Consider the following 22,956-nt stretch of genomic DNA (forward strand, 5'->3'; position numbering starts at 1 on the left):
TCTGTAACTTAAGGAATTTTATGGCCTGAGGTATGTGTTTTGTGCAGGCTATCTCATCCTTGGGTTCGAGCAACTCCAGTAACTAGCTGCGGGGACGAATCAAGTAACCACAGCGATGCTCGCCATCCACAATCCAGTGGGTGCGCTCAACGGCACAGTCTTCCAAGGCGATCGCAAACATCTGCAACTCGTGATCGCACACTGCCGGAAAGGATTGTGCCACTGCTGAAATAGCGCAATTATATTCGGTAAAGAGATAGGCGGGGGGCTGACCGACCTCATGCACCGGGTAAAATTCTGCCATGTACCCCTCCTGTTGGCGCAGTGCCACCAATCGGGCGAGGCGTTCGCAAAGGGAGCCATTCCCCATTTGTTGGCGGTAGTCTATGGCCTTGCGTCGCCATGCCACCTGCAAAACATCATGAACCTGATCAGGCCCCAGCGTGGCTGCCACCGATTCTAACAGCTCTAGGGCAAAGCCTTTAGAGCCACTGGTGTGCTGCCGCCGCTGCAATTGCCGCAGTTCCTCGCGCCCTGCTTCACTAATGGTATAGCGATACTGAGGACGACCCACTGTCCCCGACAAAACGTCGTAGGTCACCAGTTGCGCCGCTTCCATCTCCTTGAGATGACGGCGCACCGCTTGGGGGCTAATGGCCAACTGCGCCGCTAACTCTTGGGCGCTCAGGTGCCCATCCCGGAGCAGACAGTGTAAGATGTCGTGTTTTGTGTCCGATGTGAGAGTCACTGCTGTTTCAATCCTCAGATCGACCCGTTGACCAAGTCTGCGCAAGGAGAATTACCCCTAACCCTAACTAACCCTTGACTTAAACAACCATTTTATTGCTAAATTAGTCCTAGAGATAAAGCAATCCTTTTGTTGCTTAATATACTCGAAACTCTGCCCTTCTTCACCCATAGAGAACACTCGATGTCGGCAACGGTACAATCCCTCGTCAACCAGCCTTACAAATACGGCTTTGTGACTCAGATTGAGACAGATAGTATCCCTCGTGGTCTCAACGAGGATGTCATTCGTCTCATTTCCGCCAAGAAGAACGAGCCGGAGTTTATGCTTGAGTTCCGGTTGCGAGCCTATCGGCAGTGGCTCAAGATGACTGAGCCAACGTGGCCGCGGGTTAGCTATCCCCCCATTGATTATCAAGATATTGTCTATTACTCAGCACCAAAGCAAAAGGAGAAGCTCAAGAGCCTTGAGGACGTTGACCCGGTGCTGCTAGAGACGTTTGAAAAACTGGGTATTCCCCTCTCAGAGCAAAAGCGGCTGACCAATGTGGCCGTGGATGCCATTTTTGATAGCGTCTCAGTGGCCACCACCTTTCGCGAAGAGTTGGCCAAGCAGGGGGTTATTTTCTGTTCGATGTCCGAAGCGCTACAGGAGTACCCCGACCTTGTGCAGAAGTACTTGGGGAGTGTGGTACCCATTGGCGATAACTTCTATGCCGCCCTTAATTCGGCGGTATTTTCCGATGGGTCGTTTGTTTATATTCCCAAACACACCCGCTGTCCGATGGAACTGTCCACCTATTTTCGGATTAACAACGGTGAGTCAGGGCAGTTTGAGCGCACCCTCATTATTGCGGAGGAGGGAAGTTACGTCAGTTACTTGGAAGGCTGCACAGCACCAATGTTTGACACAAATCAACTCCATGCGGCGGTGGTGGAGTTGGTCGCTCTCGATAACGCTGAGATTAAATACTCAACGGTTCAGAACTGGTACGCTGGGGATGAAAATGGCAAAGGCGGCATCTACAACTTTGTGACGAAGCGCGGCCTATGCCTAGGGCGCAACGCCAAGATCTCTTGGACTCAGGTGGAAACAGGGTCTGCCATTACGTGGAAGTATCCCAGTTGTGTTCTGGTAGGGGACAATTCTGTGGGTGAGTTTTACTCGGTTGCTCTTACCAACCACTGTCAGCAGGCGGATACTGGTACGAAAATGATTCACATTGGCAAGAATACCCGCAGTACCATTGTGTCTAAGGGCATTTCGGCGGGGCGTTCTACAAACAGTTACCGTGGCTTGGTGAAAATTGGCCCAAAAGCAGCGGGAGCGCGCAACTATTCCCAGTGTGACTCGATGCTGATCGGTGATCACTCTGGTGCCAATACGTTTCCCTATATCCAAGTACAAAACTCTACCGCCCAGGTGGAGCACGAGGCCTCGACATCCAAGATCGGTGAGGATCAGCTATTCTACTTTGCCCAGCGGGGCATTTCGGCGGAGGATGCTGTCTCGATGATGATTAGTGGGTTTTGCCGCGATGTCTTTAACCAATTGCCGATGGAGTTTGCGGTGGAAGCCGATCGCCTCCTCAGCTTGAAGCTCGAAGGCAGTGTGGGCTAGGTTTCGGGTAAAATTCGCCACACTTTAATGGTGGTATCCTCACTGGCGGAGATCAGTTGGTCTTGGCCAAACACAACGCTATAAACCGAACCAGAGTGACCTTTGAGGGTGCGTAGCAGGTCGCCGGAGAGTGACCAAAGCTTGACGGTTTGATCGCCATGGCCACTGGCAATGGTGCTGCCGTCGGGGCTGACCGCAACGCTAAAGACTTGACCACTCTCAGCGGAAAACTGATGTTCGAGTTCGCCTGTGGTCAAGTTCCACACCTTAATGCCATCTTTATCGCTGCCGCTTACGAGTTGGGCGTTGTTGGGGGTAAAGGCAAGGCTATTAATGTCACTGGTGTGCCCTTCAAGGGTGCGCAGCAGCCGTTGAGCCTGTAAATCCCAAAGGCGAATCTGGGTATCGACCCCACCGGTAGCTAAAAATCGGCCATCGTTACTAATGGCAACGGTGAGCATAATGCCGCCGTGGCCGCCTAGGGTGGCAATTTCTTGGAGGGTACTCAGATTCCAGAGCTTGACGGTATGATCGTAGCTGGCACTGGCTAGGGTACGCCCATCGGGAGTGAGGGCTAGGCCATTGACAAAGTCGCGGTGACCGCTGAGGGTGTGGCGCAGTTGGCGATCGCCGGTGTTCCAAAGCTTAATGGAGTTGTCTTTACTGCCACTGATCACCGTTTGACCATCGGGTGTGATGACAAGGGCATAAATCCAGTCAGTATGACCACTGGCTTGCCCAAGTTCTGTGCCAGTTGCTAGGTTCCAAAAGTGGAGGACGCGATCGTCGCCGCCACTGACGAGTAAATCACCGCTGAGGGCAACGGCATTGACTTCATCGTTGTGCCCCCGCAGTGTCATCGCCAGTGCTACTTTTTGCCATCGTGAGGGCTGCGCTGTGGAGGGGCTGACGGGGTTATCCCCTGTCCAGCGGGTACTTAACTGCCAGTAGGCCACCCCAGCCACCGCAGCACTTAACACAAGGGTGCCCAAGAGAAGACCAATCTCAGAACTTCGTTTGTTGGTCATGGGGGGAAACCTCCAAAACGCAGGTGCTGAGCCACTCCAAAATGATCTGGTTCACTTCGGTGGGCTGCTCATCGTGGGGACAATGCCCTGCCGCAGCTAGTCTCACTAATTGTAGGTTGGCATGTACCTGCTGGAATAGGGCGGCAAGCTGGGGGGGAATGAAGCGATCCTGCTGTCCCCAAATTAATAGTAAAGGCTGTGGTATGGCTTGCAGCATGACTTTAGCACTGGTGCCGAAGCTTGGGCGGGTCATAGCCTGAATAATTTGGCTAAAGGCGCGATCGGCATGGCGATCGTAGGCAGGGGTGAGTAAAATCTCGAGCAATTCGGCATCCACACAGGTGGGGTTGGCATAGGCCAGTTGTGCCCACCGTTTGACAATAGCGGGGCGACGGACGGCATAAAACAGCCCCCGCAGCAGCCACTGGGCCGTAAAGAGCCGCTCAATGCTGTTCACAAGAGGGGCGATCGCCCGCGGGATTAGCTCATCCCGGATGGCAGGATCCGGCAAGCTGAGCATCACGACCCCTGCCGCCATTTGAGGGTAGCGGTAGGCACAGGTCAAGGCAATGAGAGCACCAATGGAATTGCCAATAAGAATGGTGGGTTTACCGATGAGGTGCTGCCAGAAGGCATGAACCTGCGCTGCCCAAAAGTCAGCACTATAGGCGGCGATCGGTTTTTCGGCGGCTCCTAGCCCCATTAAATCTAAGGCGTAGGTGGGGTGATGCGTGCCTAAGGTTCGTAAATTATGTCGCCAATGTCGTAGCGAAGCGCCAAAGCCGTGCAGCAACAACAATGGATAGTCAGATGGAACCGGCGGTTGCCAAAAGCTATAACGGCTCTGCCCCCCCCGCCAGCACCAGTCGCGCTCAATGCCGTAGCGGTAGGACGCGATCGCAGCTAGTTGTCTCATGCCCCTATCCCATCGATAATGACTTCTATGTTATGAAGTTTTGCAACGATCGACCGCAAGGAGTTTAATGTTGAGCGACGTCAGTGAAATAAACGATGCGATCGCCCCCCATGGGGGTATCTTGGTGAATCGAATTCTGTCCCCTGAACAAAAGCAGTACTGGCGCGATCGCGCCGATCAGCTACCGCGCGTGCGCCTTGACGAGCGGGCAGTGTCCGACTTAGAACTCATTGCCATTGGCGGCTTTAGCCCCTTGACAGGGTTTATGGGACAGGCGGACTACGAGCGGGTGGTTACGGAGATGTACCTAGAGAACGGCCTACCGTGGTCAATTCCCATTACCCTCTCTGTTACTGCTGAGGTCGCCGCGCCCCTAGAGCTGGGTCAGACCATCCGCCTTGACAACGCCGCCGGTGAGTTTCTTGGTATTCTCGAGCTGACCGAAAAATATACCTACGACAAACGCCACGAAGCCCGCTGTGTCTATCGTACAGAAGACGACAAACATCCGGGTGTCAACGTTGTCTATCAACAGGGAGAGGTGAATTTAGCCGGCCCCATTTGGCTCTTGGAGCGGCACCCTCACCCGCAATTTCCGAGTTACTGTATCGATCCGGTGGAGTCCCGCGCCCTGTTCCGCAGCAAAGGCTGGCGCACCATTGTGGGATTCCAAACCCGTAACCCCATTCACCGCGCCCACGAATACATCCAAAAATGCGCCCTAGAAATCGTCGATGGCCTATTTCTGCATCCCCTTGTCGGCGCAACGAAGGAAGATGACATCCCAGCGGACGTACGGATGCGCTGTTATGAAATTATGCTAGAGCACTACTATCCTCGGGATCGGGTCATTTTAGCCATTAACCCGGCTGCCATGCGTTATGCTGGCCCGCGGGAAGCGATTTTCCATGCCCTTGTTCGTAAAAATTACGGCTGTACTCACTTTATTGTGGGGCGCGACCATGCGGGGGTAGGGGACTACTATGGCACCTACGATGCCCAGCACATCTTTGATGAATTTGATCCGGCAGCTCTTGGCATTGTCCCCTTAAAATTTGAGCACGCCTTCTACTGCACCCGCACCCAGTCTATGGCCACAAGCAAAACCAGTCCTAGTAAACCAGAGGAGCGGATCCATCTGTCTGGCACTAAAGTGCGAGAAATGTTACGCCGGGGTGAACTGCCGCCTCCAGAATTTTCTCGCCCTGAGGTGGCTGCTGAACTGGCTCGGGCAATGCGACAACCGCACCTGAGCGCTCTGTGATCTAGCACAGGGGGTGGGGGACACTGCCTCCGTCTCTGACATTAGCAAAACGAGGGGGTCAAGTTGACGGCAACCTGACCCCTACAGCTGTTAGCAACGATAGTTTTTACTCAACAACTAGTGTGGACAAAATGTGGCTTTTTGTAACAACTCAGACCCCTCTTCGCATCTTAACCGATTAGGCTTGGAGTCGTGCACTCTTGGCTGTCTTTCAGCGTACTCTCTGTGTCAACGTTGACGGTACTTTAATGTGCTAGCAACTATTATTAACTGAAAGTTAGCTAAGCTTGCCTTAACCTCCCTGTTTGCAACAACGTGGGGACTTCGACAACAACCACTAAACGACAAGGCTGGACAAAGCATGAAAAGAAACAGTGATCGCGGACATGAACTACATGGGTTGAACACTACTCTCAAGACAGAACTCTCAAGATAGAGCTGAATTATCTTGCAGTAGCCTTGCTTTATCCTGAACCCAAGAGCGAGGCGGCACAAGCTCTAAGTTCACTCTTGTCGTTAACTTGTTATTTACTGTGCCTACTTTTAAGTTAGCATAGCCGTTTTGAATCTGCCAAACGTTAAGTTGAAATTAAATATCTGTTATATTCCTTAACCTATGCTGCAACATGGTGTTAACCTGCTCTTTTACGGGCTATTGCTGGTATTATTAGGCGGCTGTTGGGGCGGTAGCTATCTATTACTCCCCACGGAACCTTTGGGTGGTGGCTTGAATTCCTTGGCACGCGAAGAATCACCACAGCTTTCCTATGATGGCCGTTATCTCGTCTTTGTGAGCGATCGCCCCGGGTATCGTGCCATTTTTCTATTTGATGTAGCGCAGCGGCAACTGATCCCCTTGCCCGGCTTAAACCGCCCGGGCATTGTCCAAGATCAACCAAGTATTAGTGGTGATGGTCGCTATATTGCGTTTCGCTCAGAAGCCCGCGGCAGGTCAGATATTGTGGTGTACGATCGCCTGACGCGGCAGMAAGACATTATTACCGCCACATGGCAAGGAGAGGTACAATTTCCGGCAATTAGCGGTGATGGCCGCTTTGTGAGCTTCCAATCTGACCGTAATGGCCAATGGAATATTGAAATTTATGATCGCGGTGTACGCTCTCCGCTACCTGTGGCACCGGATAATTGAGACATTAACTAGCTTTTGCGGGGACGAGTTCCCGAAAAGGGTTGCACCCCAGTGGAGGGATAATGGTCATTGCGAGGGGTAAAGATCCGCCCAAAGGCTTCCATCAAGAACTCCATCATCCCCTGTAGTTTTTGTCGTAATGATTTCAACATAGGTCAACTCCTAAGCAAGCAATTCACGCTCTACTTTTACTATAGAAAATTGATCCCCGTTGCTGAGAAGGGCTGAGATAATTGTTGATAAGTTCCCTAAGGAAGGTATTGATATGTAAAAGAAGGTATTGATATGTAAAAGAGTATTGTGTTATGTTTCGTGCGGCTCGGCGGTAGAATAAAACAGCGGTTGTACGCTAGGAGTCCAACATTGATTGAGTGCCATCCTACATGACAAATTTGAACGTATGGGATCATCTCTCCCTTGCCCAGCAGGTTGCGCAAATGGTGGTGGTGCGAGCCAGTGGTTATCGCTACGATCGCCAGATTCAGTATCCGGCTTGGGAACCCGATGCCACCACCCTCCAGACATGGGTGCAAGAGTTAGGGGTAGGGGGTGTGATCCTTTTGGGGGGCAGTGCAGTTGAAGTGGCCGAGCGCTGTCGTCAATTGCAAGGATGGGCCAACCTACCGCTGTTGCTAGCAGCTGATATTGAAGAAGGCGTGGGTCAACGTTTTAGTGGTGCCACGGAATTCCCGCCCCCAGCGGCATTAGGGGCAATTGCGCAGCGAGATCTAAATCGCGCCATTGAACTGGCAACGGCCATGGGAGCCTCTACCGCAGCGGAAGCCCTTGCCTTGGGGCTGAACTGGGTGTTAGCGCCGGTGGTGGATGTCAATAATAATCCGGCTAATCCGGTCATTAATGTCCGCGCCTTTGCGGAAACCCCAGCCTTGGTGAGTGCCCTTGCCCAAGCCTTTATTCGTGGTGCCCGTCAGTTCCCAGTTCTCACGGCGGCGAAGCATTTTCCGGGGCATGGCGATACCGCCACCGATTCCCACTTAGAACTGCCAGTTCTCCCCCACGATCGCGATCGCCTTGACGTCATTGAATGGCCTCCCTTTCAAGCAGCCATTACCGCCGGGGTAGATAGTGTTATGAGTGCCCATGTGCTCTTACCCGCCTTGGATGCAGAGTATCCAGCCACACTCTCATCTGCCATCTTGACGGGAATTCTGCGCCAAAAGATGGGGTTTGAGGGGTTAATTGTCACCGATGCGCTGGTGATGGGGGCGATCGCCAATACCTATGGCACCGCCGCCGCTGCCGTCAAAGCCGTGGAAGCGGGTGCCGATATTTTACTGATGCCCCCAGATCCGCCTGCCGCCATTGCGGCGGTGGTAGCAGCAGTGGAGTCGGGGCGGATCTCCCCAGACAGGATTCAGGCCTCGCTGCAGCGCATCCAAAAGGCAAAAGCTCGTTTGCATAACCTAGCGATTGATTTAGACTACTGCCAGACTACGCCTGCGGTGGCCATTGCAACCGCCATCCAAGAGGAAAGCTTACAGCGCGCCGGCAAAGAACTCTTAGCGGTGCCCCTTGGGGTGAACTGCCTGATTGTGGATGATGCCCTGCGAAGCAGTTTTTTACCCCGCACCTGCCCTGCCCTCACCCTTCCCCCCCAGTGGGGCTTTCAAGAACGACTGGTCATCGATCAATTCACGCCCGTGGATGCCATTACCGCCCTAGCGGCTAAACCTACCCTTGTGCAAGTATTTAGTCGCGGCAATCCCTTTCGCGGCAACGCTGGACTCAGCACGAGCGCGATCGCCACTCTCCAGCATTTGCAACAGCAAGGGGCAGTGGCAGCGTTAGTAGTCTATGGCAGCCCCTATGTCTATAGAGAACTCACTGGTGCATTGCCAGCCAACCTGCCAAGGGTGTTTAGCTATGGTCACTCACCCGCTGCCCAAGCCATCGCCCTGCCAGCTCTTGCAGGCTAGTGGGGCAGCCTTCTGCACTGGAATGTTACATCGCAGCCACACTGAACTGGCTTGAAAGTACCCCTTGTAGAGACTCGAAGATTCCAGTATCCTGACTGCTATAGCAAATCTGGCAGAGGAGATCCCCTTAGAGCATCATGGAGATAGACATCGGCAGCAGATGTAGCAGTGCCTCAAGTCCTCCTGAGCACCAACAATGCTGTAGAGGAACGTTTACTCTGGTGGTATCTCTAGAAGAGTAACTGGGATGTCTGCCGCTGGCCTTGAAGTATTGTTCGTGCTGCTGCTCATCATTGCGAATGGCGTGTTTGCAGGGGCTGAAATTGCCGTTGTCTCCGCTCGTAAAATCCGTCTTGAACAGTTGGCAAAGCGCGGCAAACGCAAAGCTAAAGTTGCTCTGAAGCTGGCCAATGCGCCCAATAGTTTTCTCTCGGCAGTGCAAATTGGCATTACCCTCATTGGCATTCTCAGTGGTGCAGTGGGAGGGGCAACCCTTGCCCAGCGGTTAGAGGGGGCACTGGCTCCGGTGCCATGGCTGGGGCAGTACAGTCAGCCCTTGAGCATTGCCATTGTGGTAACGGGCATTACCTATCTTTCGTTGGTGATTGGCGAGCTAGTCCCCAAGCGCATTGCCATGACCTATCCCGAAGTGATTGCCTGTAACATTGCCAAGCCAATGATGTGGCTCACGAAATTGGCTGCCCCGATTGTCCATCTCCTGAGTGTATCTACCGACGGTATTCTGCAAGTGTTGGGAATTTCCACAACCGCAGAACAAACCGTCACCGAAGATGAAATTAAGGTGTTGATTGAGCAAGGCGCACAGGCGGGGTTGTTTGAAGTGGCGGAACAGGATATGGTGGCGCGCATTTTCAACCTCGGCGATCGCCCTATTCAATCCATGATGACCCCACGCACCGATATTGTCTGGTTAGATATTGAGTCCCCGATTGAGGAAATTGAAGCAGAGATTCTGGGGACGTTTCACTCCCGCTTTCCAGTGGCCGAGGAAACGATTGACCAGTGCCTTGGTATTATTTCTGCAAAGGATTTCCTAGCGGCACGGCTCACCCAGCAGGAGGTGAACCTGAAGGAACTGTTGCAGCCTGCCCTGTTTGTGCCTGAAAGTCGTCGCGCGCTTGATGTCCTCGAGTTATTTCGCCAGTCTAGTCAGCACATGGCTCTGATCACCGATGAGTACGGCGGCATTGAGGGACTAGTGACCCTGAATGACTTGATTGAAGCAATTGTCGGCAGCCTCCGCCATGAGGAAGGGGAAGAACCCCAGATTATTCAACGCGAAGATGGCTCGTGGTTGTTGGATGGCTTGCTCTCGGCCTATGAACTGAAGGAACTCCTGCGGCGAGAGACGTTGCCAGAAGAAGAGAGTGCTAATTACCACACCCTTGGGGGGTTGATTATTACCCTCTTTGGCCGTATCCCCCAATCTGGGGATTACATCGAAACCGATGGACTACGGTTTGAAGTGGTGGATATGGACGGCAACCGCGTTGATAAGGTGTTGGTGAGCGAACTGCTGGGGGAGGACGACCCACAGGATGAACAGGATCATCAGGATTAGGGCGGCAAGTTAGCGCAACTGCTCCCATACAGCTACAGTTCCCTGCGCTGTTGCGATCGCGATCGCAGTTCCCTGAACAGCCATACAGGTGATGTCGGTGCAGCCTGTGTCCCAAGCCTCCTGTAGTGTGTTAGCGGCATAGCGATACACCACCCCTTGGCGATCGCCGCGCAATATCCCACGATCGCACCACACCCCCACCCCCTTAAAGGTATCCTCCAGTGGTTCCAACTCGGCCAGTTGTGTTGGCGGGTTCACTTGCCAGTGTTGCCAGCGGCCATCCCCTAATTCAAGGAGCACTTCTGTGCCCTGGGGTGCCCAGCATAGGGTTTGTACATTGGGAATAGGCAGTTCCCACCCCGCGAGAAAACMCCCTGCCACTGCGTTAACGAAGAGAACGCTTTGGGGGGTGGCGATCGCTAGAAGTGCGGCATCCTCCGACCAGCCTATCGCTTGCGGGATGTGGCTTAATTCGTCTAACGCTACCGAGCGTTGGGGGCTATTTTTGTGCACAGCCCACTCTAGGAGTTGGCGATCGCTGCCAAAACTGCGTAGCCCTTGCCCATCCGGCGTAAACTGTATCCCTAAAACGGGTGCGGTGTGCCCCCGTAAGGTTCGCAACAGCTTGCCAGTGGCCACCTCCCACAGGTGAATCAGTGGGTCGCTCCCGGCACTAGCCAGATAGCCGCTCTCAGGGTGGGTTGCGAGATGCTTGACAACCGTTGGCTCTGCCATGGCCATACGCGGTACCCATGCTGGGGCGTGCCGACTCTGCCACACCACGTCACCTGTGTTGGCGGCAAAGGCCACCACATCGGCGCGATCGCTACCGGCGACTAGGCATCCTCGCGCCCAGCCTAAGGATCGCACAGCACTAGGTACCCCTTGAACACGCCAACGGCAACACCATCCCCCCGTCCTTAGGGGTAGGGGCTGCTTGTTGAACCATGGCCGCAGCATTGGTTCAAGCTCTTGTAGCCGCTGCAATACCGTAACAGCACTGTCAAAGCGCAGCTTTAGCGAGGGAGCTACCAGCCGATCTAAGACCTCCCCTAGGGCAGCAGGCACTTGGAACCCATTCCCGTGGCTGCGCCAGTCAACGGTCTCTGTGGTTGGATCGTAGAGCAGATGGGGCGCAATTCCCGTCAGTAAGTACAGACACGTCGCCCCCAAACTGTAGAGATCACTGGCAAACACTGCCTTCCCCATCAACTGTTCCGGTGCTGTAAAGCCCAAGCTGCCGATGCGGGTTCCCGGCAGTCCCTCTGTGCCAGTGGCGGCCAGCTTCGCAGCACCAAAGTCCACCAGCAGCAGCAAGCCATCGGAGCGCCGTTGTAGAATATTTTCTGGTTTGATGTCGCGGTGAATGACCTGCCCTTGGTGGATAAACGCTAGAACCGGGAGCAAACTCTTGAGGCACTCAAGAATTTCTAGGGGGGTAAAACACCCTTGCCGCGCTAACCGAGCCGCCAGATCCTCACCATCAATAAACTCTTGCACAATGTACTGTCGCTGCTCCTGTTGGCAGTAGGCGTAAAGATCCGGAATTTGGGGATGGGGACCCAGTTCTTCGAGGCGGTGTGCCTCTTGGGCAAATAACTCCACCGCTTTTGGCGACAGGTTCCCCCCTTCGGGATGCAATTGCTTAATGACGCAGGGCGGGTGAGAGGGCTTCTGACGATCCACCCCCAGAAACGTCCGCCCAAAGCCCCCGCGTCCTAGGAGTCGCTGTGCCACGTAGCGATTGCTTAAGGCTAAGGTTGTGCCGCAAGCAAGACAGAAATGCCCTGTATCCGGATTTTGGGGGCGCGGACATTCTGGGTTTAAGCAATAGGCCACAGGCGCTGCCGACAGATACTACGTGACACTCCCCGCTGTGGAACGGCGAGGCTTCTCTAAGTTAGGCTAGAGCAAAACCAATCTGCCCTAACTTGACCTTAGAAGGAGCTGCCACAGCCCCTCTACACACTCCACTCAAATCGATATTGAGCTTTGTGCTTACCTTTCTCATGATATTGCAGGCTCCATTACAGTCTGCATTGATAAGCCATCCTTGCGCAGTTCGGTACAGCCCTCTAAGAATTCGTTTTCCTGATGCCTTCCACCCTTCAGGTTTTTCGCCGAACGTAGGCAAGAAGTCATTATCAAAAAACGAGGCTTGAGACGTATACGATTCTTCGGTTTCGACTAATCGAATCCCGAAAATTAAACAAAGCTGCTCAATTCGTCTAAACAGCTTGTAGTGCGGAATTTGCACGAACTCCTGATTCGTTTTTGCACCCAAATTGATTTCATCTTTCTGCCCGTTGTTTCGACCGTAGATGATCGTATCGATGTCGTTTTCCAAGCAGAAGTTGACGACCCACCGTGCTGCTTTGTTGATGTAGTCTCGCACGTAGCAATTTCGCTTATGGGTAATAAGTTGGATTCGCTTCGAGGTCGCGCCCTTCATAGATGGCTTGCCATGAGTCAGAATCGATTTGAATTTGGCAACCTGCTTATTGAACCATTGGTTTCGAGATTTCAACCCTCTACCATCTAGCACAAAGGCAAGTCCAGTATTTGTCACGCCGGTCAAGAGGTTATTCAGTCCTGAGTCAAGCGCTAAAACGTTCTCAGGACACAATTTGCAGCATTGAGCAGTCTTGTCCATCGTGAAGTGAACATACTCAACAACCCACTGCCCATTCGTCGGAATGAATCGCAGTTCTCGAATCTGCACATCCTTTAATCGTTCTGGTAACGGGATGTAGAACGCATCTCTTCCAACTGCAGCTTTTCCACCGTTGCCCAAAGGAACTCGAATCAAGCCTTTCTCTACTTTCAGGGATTGCCCCGTGAATACGACCTGATACAACCCGCCTTTGGTGCGGTATCGCGGCAATTTTGGTTCATGTTCGAACTGCCCCAGTTTGAACAGTTTTGAGAGTGATTTGAAGCTTTTGAACGCCTCATTCACAGATTTCAAGACTTGCTGTGCAGCCTGAGAATGTAACAGCTTCCCGTTTTCACTCTCCTTCAGTTTTGCGTAGAGGTTGACATACTTCAGAACCTTGAACGGTTTCCGTCCTTGCGCAAAGAAGTATTGCCGAGACTCATACACGCCTTGGTTGTAGAGATTGTTGGCAAGACGCGCTAACTCAGTAAGCAACTGAGCAAGCTGCTTGTCAGGTTGAAAAATATCTTTTTGGACGGCTAAAAACATCATTGGGTTAAGATGGTATGCAGTTATTATAGATGCCGATTTACGCGAATAGCAACCGTATGAGAGAAGATGGCATACAGCTAAAATCGACTCGTCATTGCACGTATCAGCCAAGACATCACTTCGCCTGGAGAAGAATGTCAAGACTGATTCTGCTTACTGCTGTAGGCGCGGGAACCGTTCTGTATCCCCGTCGGGAACGAGCGAGGTTTTATCCGGTTCCCGAACCCTCCGGTTTCTATAAAAGCAGACCAATCGCTGCCAGTAAAATGCTGGCATGATTCAGAGACCAAATAAACTCAAGCACCACAGGAGATAGGCAACCCATACCTTCAAGAAGTGAGGCTGGGGCACCCCTTGACTTGATTGCGGTGTGTTTTGGTAGTGCAGTGTTTGCGGCATTTTTACGTCACTGATGCATCCATAAACTATCTTAACGACTTAGCTAAATCGGCGGGAAGTTCCGTACTGTATGTGTGAATTGTGTTTACTCAACGAAGATGAGTGTCGGGGGTAGGTGACACCGGACATCCCCATCCTCAGAACAGAAGCCGGATCAACGGCTGCGCTCCATTTCAAGACGATAGCGATTTTTCTTTGTAGTTTGAATCTCTTGGATCACGAGTCTGCCTTTACCTCGAATGGTGATGAGGTCGTTCACTTTGACGGCATACCGGGGGTGCTGCACAACGTGCCAGTTGACGCGCACCATACCACTGCTAATCCATTCACTTATTTTGCTGCGGGAGAGGCCAAATCCGGCTGAGGCAACGACATCGAGGCGCAGAGAGGCTTCGACGGTGGTGAGATGCTTGGTTTGCGGCGGCGCAATGGCCAATTGATCCCAAGGACAGGGGGCAACGGTTACAGCTGCCTCTAGGGCTGACTCAAAATCGATATAGGTGGCGGGGTCAAACAGAAAGTTACCGCTAATGCGCACCAAGGCTAGGGGAGGACGTTGATCGTCTAGGGATAGCTCCGCAGGGGCGATCGCCATTGCTGAATAACTTCCCACTCTGTTACACGACTAATGAGGGGCAGGGGTTGCCGTAAAAGTTTGACGAACCGGTGGGGGCATCAGCACGGAATCAGAACCCACAGGTGGAACGATTTCCTCTTGGGCAACACAGGTAGGTGGCGATGATTCCTCTTGCGTAAGCAGTTCCTCATACAGCTTACAGGTTGTCGGACTGGGATTGACCCCCAGTTCTGCTTGCAAGGTCATCATGGACTGGTGATACACCCGTAGCACACTGGCAGGATCTCCCTCCTGAGCATGGAGGCGCATCAAATGGCAATAGGCGGGTTCATAGAAGGGGGTCAAGACGTTGTAGTTGTTCGGCATAGCGAATAGCAGAGCGAACTTTGCTATCGCTAGAAAGGAGGCTGATCAGCCAACCATGCCTTGTTCCTCTGCCAAGTAACCTGCCCAAGGTGGCACTGGCGTCCCGTTCGGATACATGGCGATGGTTGAGGTGCACAAGTCCTTCAATACCTGCACACCTATAAAATTCCCGAGGTGGATCGTCGAGCAGCCTTTGTTAAGCGCTATGGCGATCGCCCTGTTGCGGCACACGCTTCCTAGTCTAAGAAGGCTAAGAACCTGAACTAGGGCGATCGGGTTTGAGCGCGGTCGCGGCAATGAGAATGCCAAGGACAGCCAGTGCCGCCATCAGGTAAAAAAGCGGTGTGTAGCTGCCTAGCGCATCCCGCAGTTGGCCACTAACTAAGGTTCCTAGCAGTGCTCCAACCCCATAGGCAGTAAAGACTAAGCCATAATTTTTGGCGTAGTCTGCAGGGTTAAAAAGGCGCAGTGTAAAGGTTGGTGCCATGGCTAGCCACGCTCCTAAAGAAAACCATAGCAACGAAAAAGCGCTCCAAAACAACCATTGATGACCTGTCTCGGCGCGAGTCATCATCACAGAGGCGGCCAACGTACAACCAAAAGTAACCATAGCTACATAGCTAGGGCGAAAGTGATCCGCAAGCCACCCCATCAAGGGACGGCTAAGACCGTTAAACACAGCGAACAGCGATACACTGGCAGCGGCTGCCGTTGGGCTTAACCCAATTACTTCTTGGGCGATCGCCCCAGAAATGCCAATACTACTAAGGCCAATAAAAGTTCCCAAGGCATAGCAACTCCATAATCCGTAGAAAGACGGACTTTTGAGCACCCGTGTGGGGTAGGAAGTCTCAACAGCAGTTGCATAAGCTGGGGCTACGCGTCCTTGCCATGCAGGCGGTGGAAACACCATCCAGAGGGCACAAACAGCAATAATGAGACCAAAGATTACCCCAAGAAGCTGGAGGGCAGTGCGAACGCCGAGTGCTTGAATCAGGCTATTGGCCAAGGGAGCCGTAATCAGAGGAGATAAGCCAAACCCCACAATGGTTGACCCCACCGCTAACCCCTTGCGATCTGGGCACCATGCAGCCACCACTGCCATGGGCACCCCATAGACGATACCCACGCCTGTACCTGCAATCACCCCATAGCTAAGGGTCAGCGTGAGGGCTGAGTTGGCCACACTGGCACCAACATATCCAAGCGCCACCAAGATGCCGCCAATAAACGTAATGACACGACTTCCCCATCGAAGTAAATAACAACCGGTAATGGGCATAAAGGTGGCATAAAACACTAGGGTAGTGGCGTAAGGTAATAAACTGGCAGTCGTATTCAGTTGTAGTTCCTGAGCTAGGGGTGCACGGAAAATGCTCCAGCTATAGACAGTGCCCAGACACAGCAGGATTAGCATCCCCATGGGAATTAGGAACCAGCGACCCCGTTGCGCAGGCAGGCCAAAAAGTTTCACAGAAGACATTGACACCTCACAAAAGAACAAGCTGAAACTCTCCCACTTTAGTGCCAGGAGGAAAGCTCTTTGGTCAACTTTAGTTGTGTTTAGTTGTGCGCTGGAACTGCCAACAACAGAAACCGCCTAGCGTTGCTGAATAGACGTATGACTTTCGGGTTTGAGTCTTTTGCCGCCCTCACCCTAGCCCTCTCCCAAAGGAGAGGGAACAAGACTCTTAGCATAACTATTTGGTATTCCGTGGCTAGGTGGTTGCCTAGAGGCCTCTCCCAATTTGGTAAGCTAGGGAATGCCCTTTAAGATCCACCGATGCTATGGCCACCTCCACTAGCTTTGATCTCGATGCCCTCAATCAACAGTTCGAGGGCGCACACCCCCGTGACATTCTGGCTTGGGCTGTGGCGGCCATTCCCCAGGGATTGGTACAAACCAGTGCGTTTAATGTCGATGATGTCATGATCACAGACTTGCTGTACCGCGAGTTGCAGCCTMCCCCCGCCGTGCCTGTGCTCTTTTTAGATACGCTCCACCACTTTCCGGAAACCCTTGAGTTTGTCCAAAAAGCTAAGGACACCTACCAGCTTGACCTGCATACCTACAAAATTCGCGAGGTGGATAGTCGAGCAGCCTTTGCTGAGCGCTATGGCGATCGCCTGTGGGAAACCAATGTAGAGCAATTCCATTACCTAACAAAAATTGAACCTTTGCAGCGGGGCCTAGCTGAACTGAACACCGTTGCTTGGATTACCGGGCGGCGCCGCGATCAGGCCGTGACCCGGGCTGACATGCCCTACGTGGAACGGGATAAAGACGGTCGCCTCAAAATCAATCCATTGGCTGCTTGGACACGCAAGCAAACTTGGGCTTACGTGGCAGAGCACCATGTCATCTACAATCCTCTGCATGATCGTGGCTATGCCAGTATTGGCGATGAACCCTTAACCACACCGGTAGGGGAAGGGGAAGACGAGCGCGCTGGCCGCTGGCGCGGCATGGGCAAAACGGAGTGTGGTATTCACATCTAGCCCTATGTACTTTCAGGATATTATTGCTACCCTGCATCAATTTTGGGCAGCTCAGGGATGCCTGATTGTGCAGCCCTACGATGTGGAAAAAGGGGCGGGCACCAAAAGCCCCCACACATTTCTGCGCGCCCTTGGCCCTGAGCCGTGGTCGGTGGCTTACGTTGAACCCTGCCGACGACCGGCAGATGGTCGCTATGGCCAAAATCCTAACCGCTATCAATACTACTATCAGTACCAAGTGCTGATTAAACCTTCTCCCGATCGCATCCAAGAGATCTATTTAGACTCCCTGCGCGCCCTTGGTATTCGCCCGGAAGATCACGATATTCGCTTTGTGGAAGACAACTGGGAAGATGCGGCAGTTGGCGCGTGGGGGGTGGGCTGGGAGGTGTGGCTAGACGGCATGGAAGTGACCCAGTTTACCTATTTTCAGCAGTGTGGCGGCCTCGATTGTCGGCCGGTTTCCATTGAAATTACCTACGGGCTGGAACGGTTGACAATGTACCTGCAGGAGGTGGATGCGATCGCCGACATTCGCTGGAATGAAACCCTTACCTATGGTGATGTTCATCTCCAGGGGGAAATTGAACAGTCCACCTATAACTTTGAAGCGGCGGATCCGGAACGCCTATTTGCGCTATTTAGTCTTTACCAGCAGGAGGCAGAGCAATTACTGGACAAGCAGTTGGTGCTACCGAGCCTAGACTACGTGCTGAAGTGTTCCCATACCTTTAACCTCTTAGATGCTCGGGGGGTGATTTCGGTGGCGGAACGCACCCGCTATATTGGCCGTATTCGTAGTTTGGCGCGACGGGTTGCCCAAGCCTATGTTCAACAACGGGAGGCCTTAGGATTTCCACTGCTCAGACAGGCTGCCGCCGCTTAACCTGCTCAGGAGAGACTCCCATGGGTCAATCGTTGCTGCGCTGGCACCCCCTAGGGCTGTGTGCCTGTTTAGTTGTGCTTTTACCGGCTTTGGCGGCGGATGTACCCCGCTTTTTGAGTCCGCGCCAGTTTTGGGGACAGTTAGTGTATCGAGTCACCCCCGTCAAACCTGAGAAAGTGGTGGCGCTCACCTTTGATGATGGTCCGTGGGGCGACTCCACCCGCAAGCTGCTCAGCATTCTCAAAGAGCATAATGTCAAAGCCACGTTTTTTGTGGTGGGTAAGCATTTACTGATGTATCCTGATCTGACTGCGGAGATTGTCAAGGCGGGGCATGCGGTGGGCAACCACAGTTGGAGCCACGCCTACACCCCTATTGCTCCAGAGGTGGCAAAACAGGAAATTGAAAATACCTCTGCCCTAATTGCTAAACAAAGTACCGCCCAAACCCGTTTATTTCGCCCTCCGGGGGGGCATCTGGAAACGGGGTTAGTGGCCTATGCCAAATCCAAGAACTATGCCATCATCATGTGGTCAGTGGATACCCACGATACTAAGCCGAATACAACCGCCGCACAGATTGTTGAGCGCACCCTAAACGACGTGAAACCCGGTGCCATTATTTTGCTCCATGATGGCGGGGGCGATCGCGCCGTTACCCGTGCAGCTCTCCCCACCCTGATTCGCCGCCTCAAAGCGCAGGGCTATCGCTTTGTCACGGTGCCGGAACTGCTGGAATTAGCTGTTAAAGCGCCGCCACCTCCCCCTCAACCGACAGTCCCACCGGAGTTCAGCCCCCCATTGCCCCAAAAGCCACCCCCAGATCCGGCGGTTAGTGAAAATCCACCGACCCAGACCCCGCCTGTTACCCCCTAGGGAGAGGATTGCTTGATACTCCCCATGCCTAAAGGCAGGGAATTCTTGAGCGAGTCCACAAAGAAACCCTCAAAGGCGTTATCCATGCACCCCTACCAACTCCCCTAAGACATACTCCCAAGGTTGTTGCTACTTTTCTGAGGATGTTAGCCGCTCCATTACAGTCGGCATTGATATACAGGTTTTGACCAGTCCTATACAACCCTCTCTTAACTCTTTTGCCTGATGCACTCCACGTTTGCCGACATGACGACACTAGTCACTACATTCCCACGGAGGAACGGCAAACCACCCTCGATTGTTAGCCCCGGGTGCAGGCTTGGCCAAAGGTGCGGCGCGGCATGGGATGTCGAAAGTGAAATAGAAAGGCATTTTGACGCAGATCCCGTGGCTCGGGGGTACGCTCCCAAAGGGTTTCATAAAAGAAAAAGGAAACGCCAAAGCCTGACTGTTGAGCTGCCTCCACCTTCGCATCTACCAGTTGAATGGGGACGGGGTTCGTGCGCAACCCCGTAAGCACGCCCACCGCCGTGGGAATTTTCGCCTGTGCTTGGAGCAGTTCCGGTTGAGCCAGTTGCTGGACAAAGCTCGGGAGATTGTAACGATAGACTTGTACTACTACTTCATCGGGAATCCCTTGAGCAACCCACTGCGGCCAGTCCTGTAGAAAACTCTGGTAAGCCGTAGGCAAGGTGGTGGGCGATACTGAGAAAATGGCATAGGGAAACTCCTGCTTCACTCGCTGGCGCAGGCTTTTGACAAAGGCGGTGAGTTTATCGGCACGCCAGCGCATCCATGCCTCATCGCGGGGGTTTGCTGGGACTGGTTTTTTAGTTTCCTGTTCGTAGAGACGGCGGGTGTAGGCATCATAGCCGAATTCCGTCGGCAGACTCAGGTGATCGTCAAACTGAATACCATCCACAGGGTACTGACGCAACACTTCTAGGACAATATTGGTGAGAAATGACTGCACTTCAGGATGTAGCGGGTTGAGCCAAGCCACCTCCCCTGCAGCAGTGAGGCGGGKGGTCTCGCCATTGACCCCTTGGGTCAGCCAATCGGGGTGGGCGATCGCCAGCTCTGAGGTTTCCGGCACCATGAAGCCAAATTCAAACCACGGAATCACTAAGAGATTGCGGCAATGGGCTTGTTCTGTGAGTTCCCGAAGAATGTCGTAGCCCTGTACCCCTTGCAGCACAAAGGGTTGAATCCCTAAATGAGTGGCCGTTGCGCTTGGAAAGCTGACATAGCCGGAATTCCAAACCACTGGATAGAGGGTATTAAAATTCAGGCGTTGCAAATCGTTGAGCGCCGCTTCGAGACGGGGGCGATCGCGCAACATGGGCATATCGTTGGCGGTTAACCACACGCCACGAATTGGTGCCATGCCCTGAGCCTGTAGGGGGAGGAGCCTCCAGCACAGACCAAGGCAAAGCAGACAGAGGAACAGCCAAAGCCGATAGCGACGACGCACCATAGGGTTACAGCGCAAGGGGGCGTAGCTGCCCTGCCTCCAGTGCCATGATTTGGGTGCAAACGCTCTGCAAGAAGGGGACATCGTGACTGATAATCATTCCTGGTGTCTCATTCTGCTGCAAAAAGGCTGTTAGGGCTTGACAACTCCGACGATCTAAAAAGGCGGTGGGTTCATCGTACAAGATGACGTGGGGGCGCATGGCCAATATACCGGCGATCGCTACCATCCGTTTTTCGCCACCCGAGAGTTGATGGGGCACGCGCTGCGCTAAATGAGTGGTCTGGGTAGCCGCTAATGCCTCTGCAACCTGCCTGTGCACCGCTGCTGGAGGGACACCTAAATTTTGCGGACCAAAGGCCACATCCTCCGCCACGGTTGCACCAATGAGTTGATCCGCAGGATTTTGCAGCACCACCCCCAACTGTGGCTGAAATTGACCGGCAACGACAGGATGGCCGCAACAGTGAATACTTCCCTGCTGCGGGGACAGCACCCCCGCACACAGCAGCAACAGGGTTGTTTTACCGCAGCCATTATCGCCAATAATCCCGAGGCGATCGCCAGCCGTAATTTGCAAATTCAGCCCTTGCAGCAACGGCTCAGCGGCAGTGTAGGCAAAATGCAAATTCCTGATCTCTAGGAGGGCAGCCACCCGAGTTACCTTGCAATGGGTTTAGAGGGTCAAGGCTTGGGGGTTTGTTTCAATTAGCTTTGCTAAATCCCGTAGAAAGGCCGCTGCATCGGCACCGTAAATCACCCGATGATCACAGGTGATATTCACCTTCATTTGCCGCTTCACCCCCAACAGACCCTCCTCGGTGGCCACGACCGTGGGTTGCGAGGCACCCACCGCCATAATTGCGCCTTGCCCAGGCGTGAGAATGGCATCAAAACTATCAACTCCAAACATCCCTAAGTTAGAGAGGCTGAAGGTACCGCTGTTGTACTCCTCGGGTTGCAGTTGCTTAGCCCGAGCGCGCTCCACAAGGTCTTTCCAAGTGCGCGAAAGGGTATAAATATCAATCTGATCGGCATTTTTCAGCACAGGAGTAATCAAACCGCCACCGGGCATGGCCACCGCCACCGCTACGTTAATGTCCTGCCGGTATTGAATCCCTTGCTCGGTATAGTACGCATTCATAATGGGGTGCTTTTGCAGCGTTAGGGCGATCGCCTTGGCCAAGAGTGCTGTCATCGTCACCCCCTTGGACTTAATCTGCTGGTAGAGCCGATCCAAGGCATCGGTGGTAATGGTGTAAGCCACATGGAAGTCTGGAATCGCCAAGCTGGCAACCATATTCCGCACGACCGCATTTTGCAGTGTGGTCAGGGGCACCAGATCCTCCTTGGCCACCACAGGGGCGGTGGGAGCAGCCATAGGCGATGAGGTCACCGCAGGCGCAACAACGGGTGCAGGTGCTGTACCGATGAGTGCTTCCACATCTGCTGCGGTAATCCGCCCCCTGGGACCTGTGCCCTTCAGGGTTTTTAGATCAATGTTATGCTCTTTCGCCAACTTGCGGGCACGGGGGGAAGCCACAACCCGCGCCGCAGGGACAGTGGCAACCGCTACAGGGGCTGAACTGGTCTGCGGGCTGCCATTACTCACGGCGGCTGCTGTGGGAGTGCTGGCCGGAGTGGCGGAGTGTGCCTTCGCTTTTGCCTCTGCAATTTCCGCTTCTGTTTCCGCCACTAAACCAATTGTGGAGCCAACAGGAGCGGTCTCACCAGCGGGCACTGTAATCACCGCCAAGTAGCCGTCATAGAACGACTCCACATCCATATCAGCCTTGTCAGATTCAACAATTAAGACCGTTTCGCCCTTGGCTACCTTATCGCCCGGGGACTTGAGCCACGAGACAATTTTGCCTTCTGTCATGGTGGAGCTTAAAGCGGGCATAAACAGTTCACGAATCATAGAGGCTGTATCCTTGTTCTTCGGCAATGATGGGTGATGACTCAAACATTAAGCTTAGGCTAGAGGGTGCCGCGAATCTCTTCAATGACACCATCGCGCATCAAAATTTCCACTTGCATTTTTTGGATCAGGTTATCCCCTTTGGTGACGTAAAAGAAATTATCGACTTGACCCTGATCGACTTCCTGCCCGTCTTCTAGGCGTTGTACTTGATCCAATTGCTGTAGGATAGTATTTTTCTGCTGCAAGAGTTGGGCTTTCTGGTTGTTGGCTTGGGCCTGTACCTCTTGGATGCGGGCATTGACTAAATCTTGGGCTTCCCCAGTTTTGCGCAGCTCGCCTATCACTTGCTGCAACTGCAAGTCTAATTGTTGAATTTGAATGTCAACTTGATTGAGTTGCGCCTGTAATTGCCGCTGGGCATCTTCTTTCCAAAGGGGGGTTACGACTGCTTTGACTGAAATTTGCCGCCGCAGGAGCAGTTTAGTGTCCATAGGATCTGTCAT

At 53.2% G+C, this 22,956-nt stretch carries 21 protein-coding genes; 8 read left to right on the forward strand and 13 right to left on the reverse strand.

Annotated elements, in window-relative coordinates; translation table 11 throughout:
• Positions 1-82: 82 nt before the first annotated feature.
• Positions 83-748 (reverse strand): iron-sulfur cluster biosynthesis transcriptional regulator SufR, encoded by a 666-nt coding sequence (gene sufR, locus L5470_RS03635; RefSeq protein WP_448514351.1) that lies wholly within the window; start codon positions 746-748, stop codon positions 83-85.
• 183 nt (positions 749-931) lie between these two features.
• Here sufR and sufB point away from each other — a divergent pair, with 183 nt between their 5' ends.
• Positions 932-2,368, forward strand: coding sequence for a Fe-S cluster assembly protein SufB (sufB, locus tag L5470_RS03640; RefSeq protein WP_099798659.1), 1,437 nt, complete (start codon positions 932-934; stop codon positions 2,366-2,368).
• Here the strand turns inward: sufB and L5470_RS03645 are convergent.
• Together L5470_RS03645 and L5470_RS03650 are read right to left on the reverse strand one after the other, a co-directional pair.
• Positions 2,365-3,396, reverse strand: a complete 1,032-nt coding sequence (locus L5470_RS03645) for a WD40 repeat domain-containing protein (protein ID WP_499498222.1) — start codon at positions 3,394-3,396, stop codon at positions 2,365-2,367. The two genes, sufB and L5470_RS03645, sit on opposite strands and share 4 nt — an antisense overlap.
• On the reverse strand, positions 3,374-4,312 hold the full coding sequence (locus L5470_RS03650; protein ID WP_499498224.1) for an alpha/beta fold hydrolase: 939 nt from the start codon (positions 4,310-4,312) through the stop codon (positions 3,374-3,376). Before L5470_RS03650 ends, L5470_RS03645 begins: the two co-directional genes overlap by 23 nt.
• A 67-nt stretch (positions 4,313-4,379) precedes the next feature.
• On the opposite strand from L5470_RS03650, the gene sat reads away from it, so the two are divergent.
• Both sat and L5470_RS03660 read left to right on the forward strand, forming a co-directional pair.
• Positions 4,380-5,576, forward strand: a complete 1,197-nt coding sequence (sat, locus tag L5470_RS03655) for a sulfate adenylyltransferase (RefSeq protein WP_099798662.1) — start codon at positions 4,380-4,382, stop codon at positions 5,574-5,576.
• Positions 5,577-6,192: 616 nt separating this feature from the next.
• Positions 6,193-6,726: a TolB family protein gene (locus L5470_RS03660; RefSeq protein WP_499498227.1), complete on the forward strand. Its 534-nt coding sequence runs from the start codon at positions 6,193-6,195 to the stop codon at positions 6,724-6,726.
• 8 nt (positions 6,727-6,734) lie between these two features.
• Here the strand turns inward: L5470_RS03660 and L5470_RS03665 are convergent, their stop codons facing one another.
• On the reverse strand, positions 6,735-6,878 hold the full coding sequence (locus L5470_RS03665; RefSeq protein WP_099798664.1) for a nicotinate phosphoribosyltransferase: 144 nt from the start codon (positions 6,876-6,878) through the stop codon (positions 6,735-6,737).
• Positions 6,879-7,109: 231 nt separating this feature from the next.
• On the opposite strand from L5470_RS03665, the gene L5470_RS03670 reads away from it, so the two are divergent.
• Entirely contained in the window at positions 7,110-8,663 is a 1,554-nt protein-coding gene (locus L5470_RS03670) for a glycoside hydrolase family 3 N-terminal domain-containing protein (RefSeq protein WP_099798665.1), read from the forward strand.
• 247 nt (positions 8,664-8,910) lie between these two features.
• The gene (locus L5470_RS03675; protein ID WP_099798666.1) at positions 8,911-10,245 is read left to right on the forward strand and encodes a hemolysin family protein; all 1,335 of its coding nucleotides are present in this window, start codon (positions 8,911-8,913) and stop codon (positions 10,243-10,245) included.
• 9 nt (positions 10,246-10,254) lie between these two features.
• On the opposite strand, the gene L5470_RS03680 is transcribed toward L5470_RS03675, so the two are convergent.
• The 5 genes from L5470_RS03680 to L5470_RS03700 all read right to left on the reverse strand — a co-directional run bounded on the left by L5470_RS03680 (position 10,255) and on the right by L5470_RS03700 (position 16,278).
• Entirely contained in the window at positions 10,255-12,084 is a 1,830-nt protein-coding gene (locus tag L5470_RS03680; RefSeq protein WP_499498230.1) for a protein kinase domain-containing protein, read from the reverse strand.
• Between the two features lie 61 nt (positions 12,085-12,145).
• On the reverse strand, positions 12,146-13,453 hold the full coding sequence (locus L5470_RS03685) for an RNA-guided endonuclease InsQ/TnpB family protein (RefSeq protein ID WP_499498232.1): 1,308 nt from the start codon (positions 13,451-13,453) through the stop codon (positions 12,146-12,148).
• Between the two features lie 553 nt (positions 13,454-14,006).
• Entirely contained in the window at positions 14,007-14,465 is a 459-nt protein-coding gene (locus L5470_RS03690; protein WP_499498234.1) for a S4 domain-containing protein, read from the reverse strand.
• 12 nt (positions 14,466-14,477) lie between these two features.
• The gene (locus L5470_RS03695) at positions 14,478-14,795 is read right to left on the reverse strand and encodes a bacterial transcriptional activator domain-containing protein (RefSeq protein ID WP_499498236.1); all 318 of its coding nucleotides are present in this window, start codon (positions 14,793-14,795) and stop codon (positions 14,478-14,480) included.
• Positions 14,796-15,045: 250 nt separating this feature from the next.
• Positions 15,046-16,278, reverse strand: a complete 1,233-nt coding sequence (locus L5470_RS03700; protein ID WP_499498238.1) for an OFA family MFS transporter — start codon at positions 16,276-16,278, stop codon at positions 15,046-15,048.
• A 305-nt stretch (positions 16,279-16,583) separates the two neighbouring features.
• Here L5470_RS03700 and cysH point away from each other — a divergent pair, with 305 nt between their 5' ends.
• From cysH to L5470_RS03715, 3 genes are read left to right on the forward strand one after another with little or no spacing between them, the layout of a single operon-like run.
• Complete coding sequence (gene cysH, locus L5470_RS03705) at positions 16,584-17,294, forward strand: phosphoadenosine phosphosulfate reductase (RefSeq protein WP_499498240.1); 711 nt, start codon at positions 16,584-16,586, stop codon at positions 17,292-17,294.
• A 4-nt stretch (positions 17,295-17,298) separates the two neighbouring features.
• Entirely contained in the window at positions 17,299-18,180 is an 882-nt protein-coding gene (gene glyQ / locus L5470_RS03710) for a glycine--tRNA ligase subunit alpha (RefSeq protein ID WP_198405918.1), read from the forward strand.
• 20 nt (positions 18,181-18,200) lie between these two features.
• Positions 18,201-19,055, forward strand: a complete 855-nt coding sequence (locus tag L5470_RS03715) for a polysaccharide deacetylase family protein (protein ID WP_099798832.1) — start codon at positions 18,201-18,203, stop codon at positions 19,053-19,055.
• 301 nt (positions 19,056-19,356) lie between these two features.
• Here L5470_RS03715 and L5470_RS03720 read toward each other — a convergent pair whose 3' ends face one another.
• The 4 genes from L5470_RS03720 to L5470_RS03735 are packed head-to-tail and all read right to left on the reverse strand — an operon-like array spanning position 19,357 to position 22,944.
• On the reverse strand, positions 19,357-20,532 hold the full coding sequence (locus L5470_RS03720; RefSeq protein ID WP_499498243.1) for a glycoside hydrolase family 10-like protein: 1,176 nt from the start codon (positions 20,530-20,532) through the stop codon (positions 19,357-19,359).
• A gap of 4 nt (positions 20,533-20,536) precedes the next feature.
• Positions 20,537-21,184, reverse strand: a complete 648-nt coding sequence (locus L5470_RS03725; RefSeq protein WP_099798834.1) for an energy-coupling factor ABC transporter ATP-binding protein — start codon at positions 21,182-21,184, stop codon at positions 20,537-20,539.
• Between the two features lie 21 nt (positions 21,185-21,205).
• The gene (locus tag L5470_RS03730; protein WP_099798835.1) at positions 21,206-22,450 is read right to left on the reverse strand and encodes a dihydrolipoamide acetyltransferase family protein; all 1,245 of its coding nucleotides are present in this window, start codon (positions 22,448-22,450) and stop codon (positions 21,206-21,208) included.
• 59 nt (positions 22,451-22,509) lie between these two features.
• Complete coding sequence (locus tag L5470_RS03735; RefSeq protein ID WP_227517288.1) at positions 22,510-22,944, reverse strand: YlqD family protein; 435 nt, start codon at positions 22,942-22,944, stop codon at positions 22,510-22,512.
• Positions 22,945-22,956 lie beyond the last annotated feature (12 nt).

The sequence above is a fragment of the Synechococcus sp. PCC 6717 genome (assembly GCF_022698185.1).
Classification (GTDB): Bacteria; Cyanobacteriota; Cyanobacteriia; order Thermosynechococcales; family Thermosynechococcaceae; genus Thermosynechococcus; species Thermosynechococcus lividus.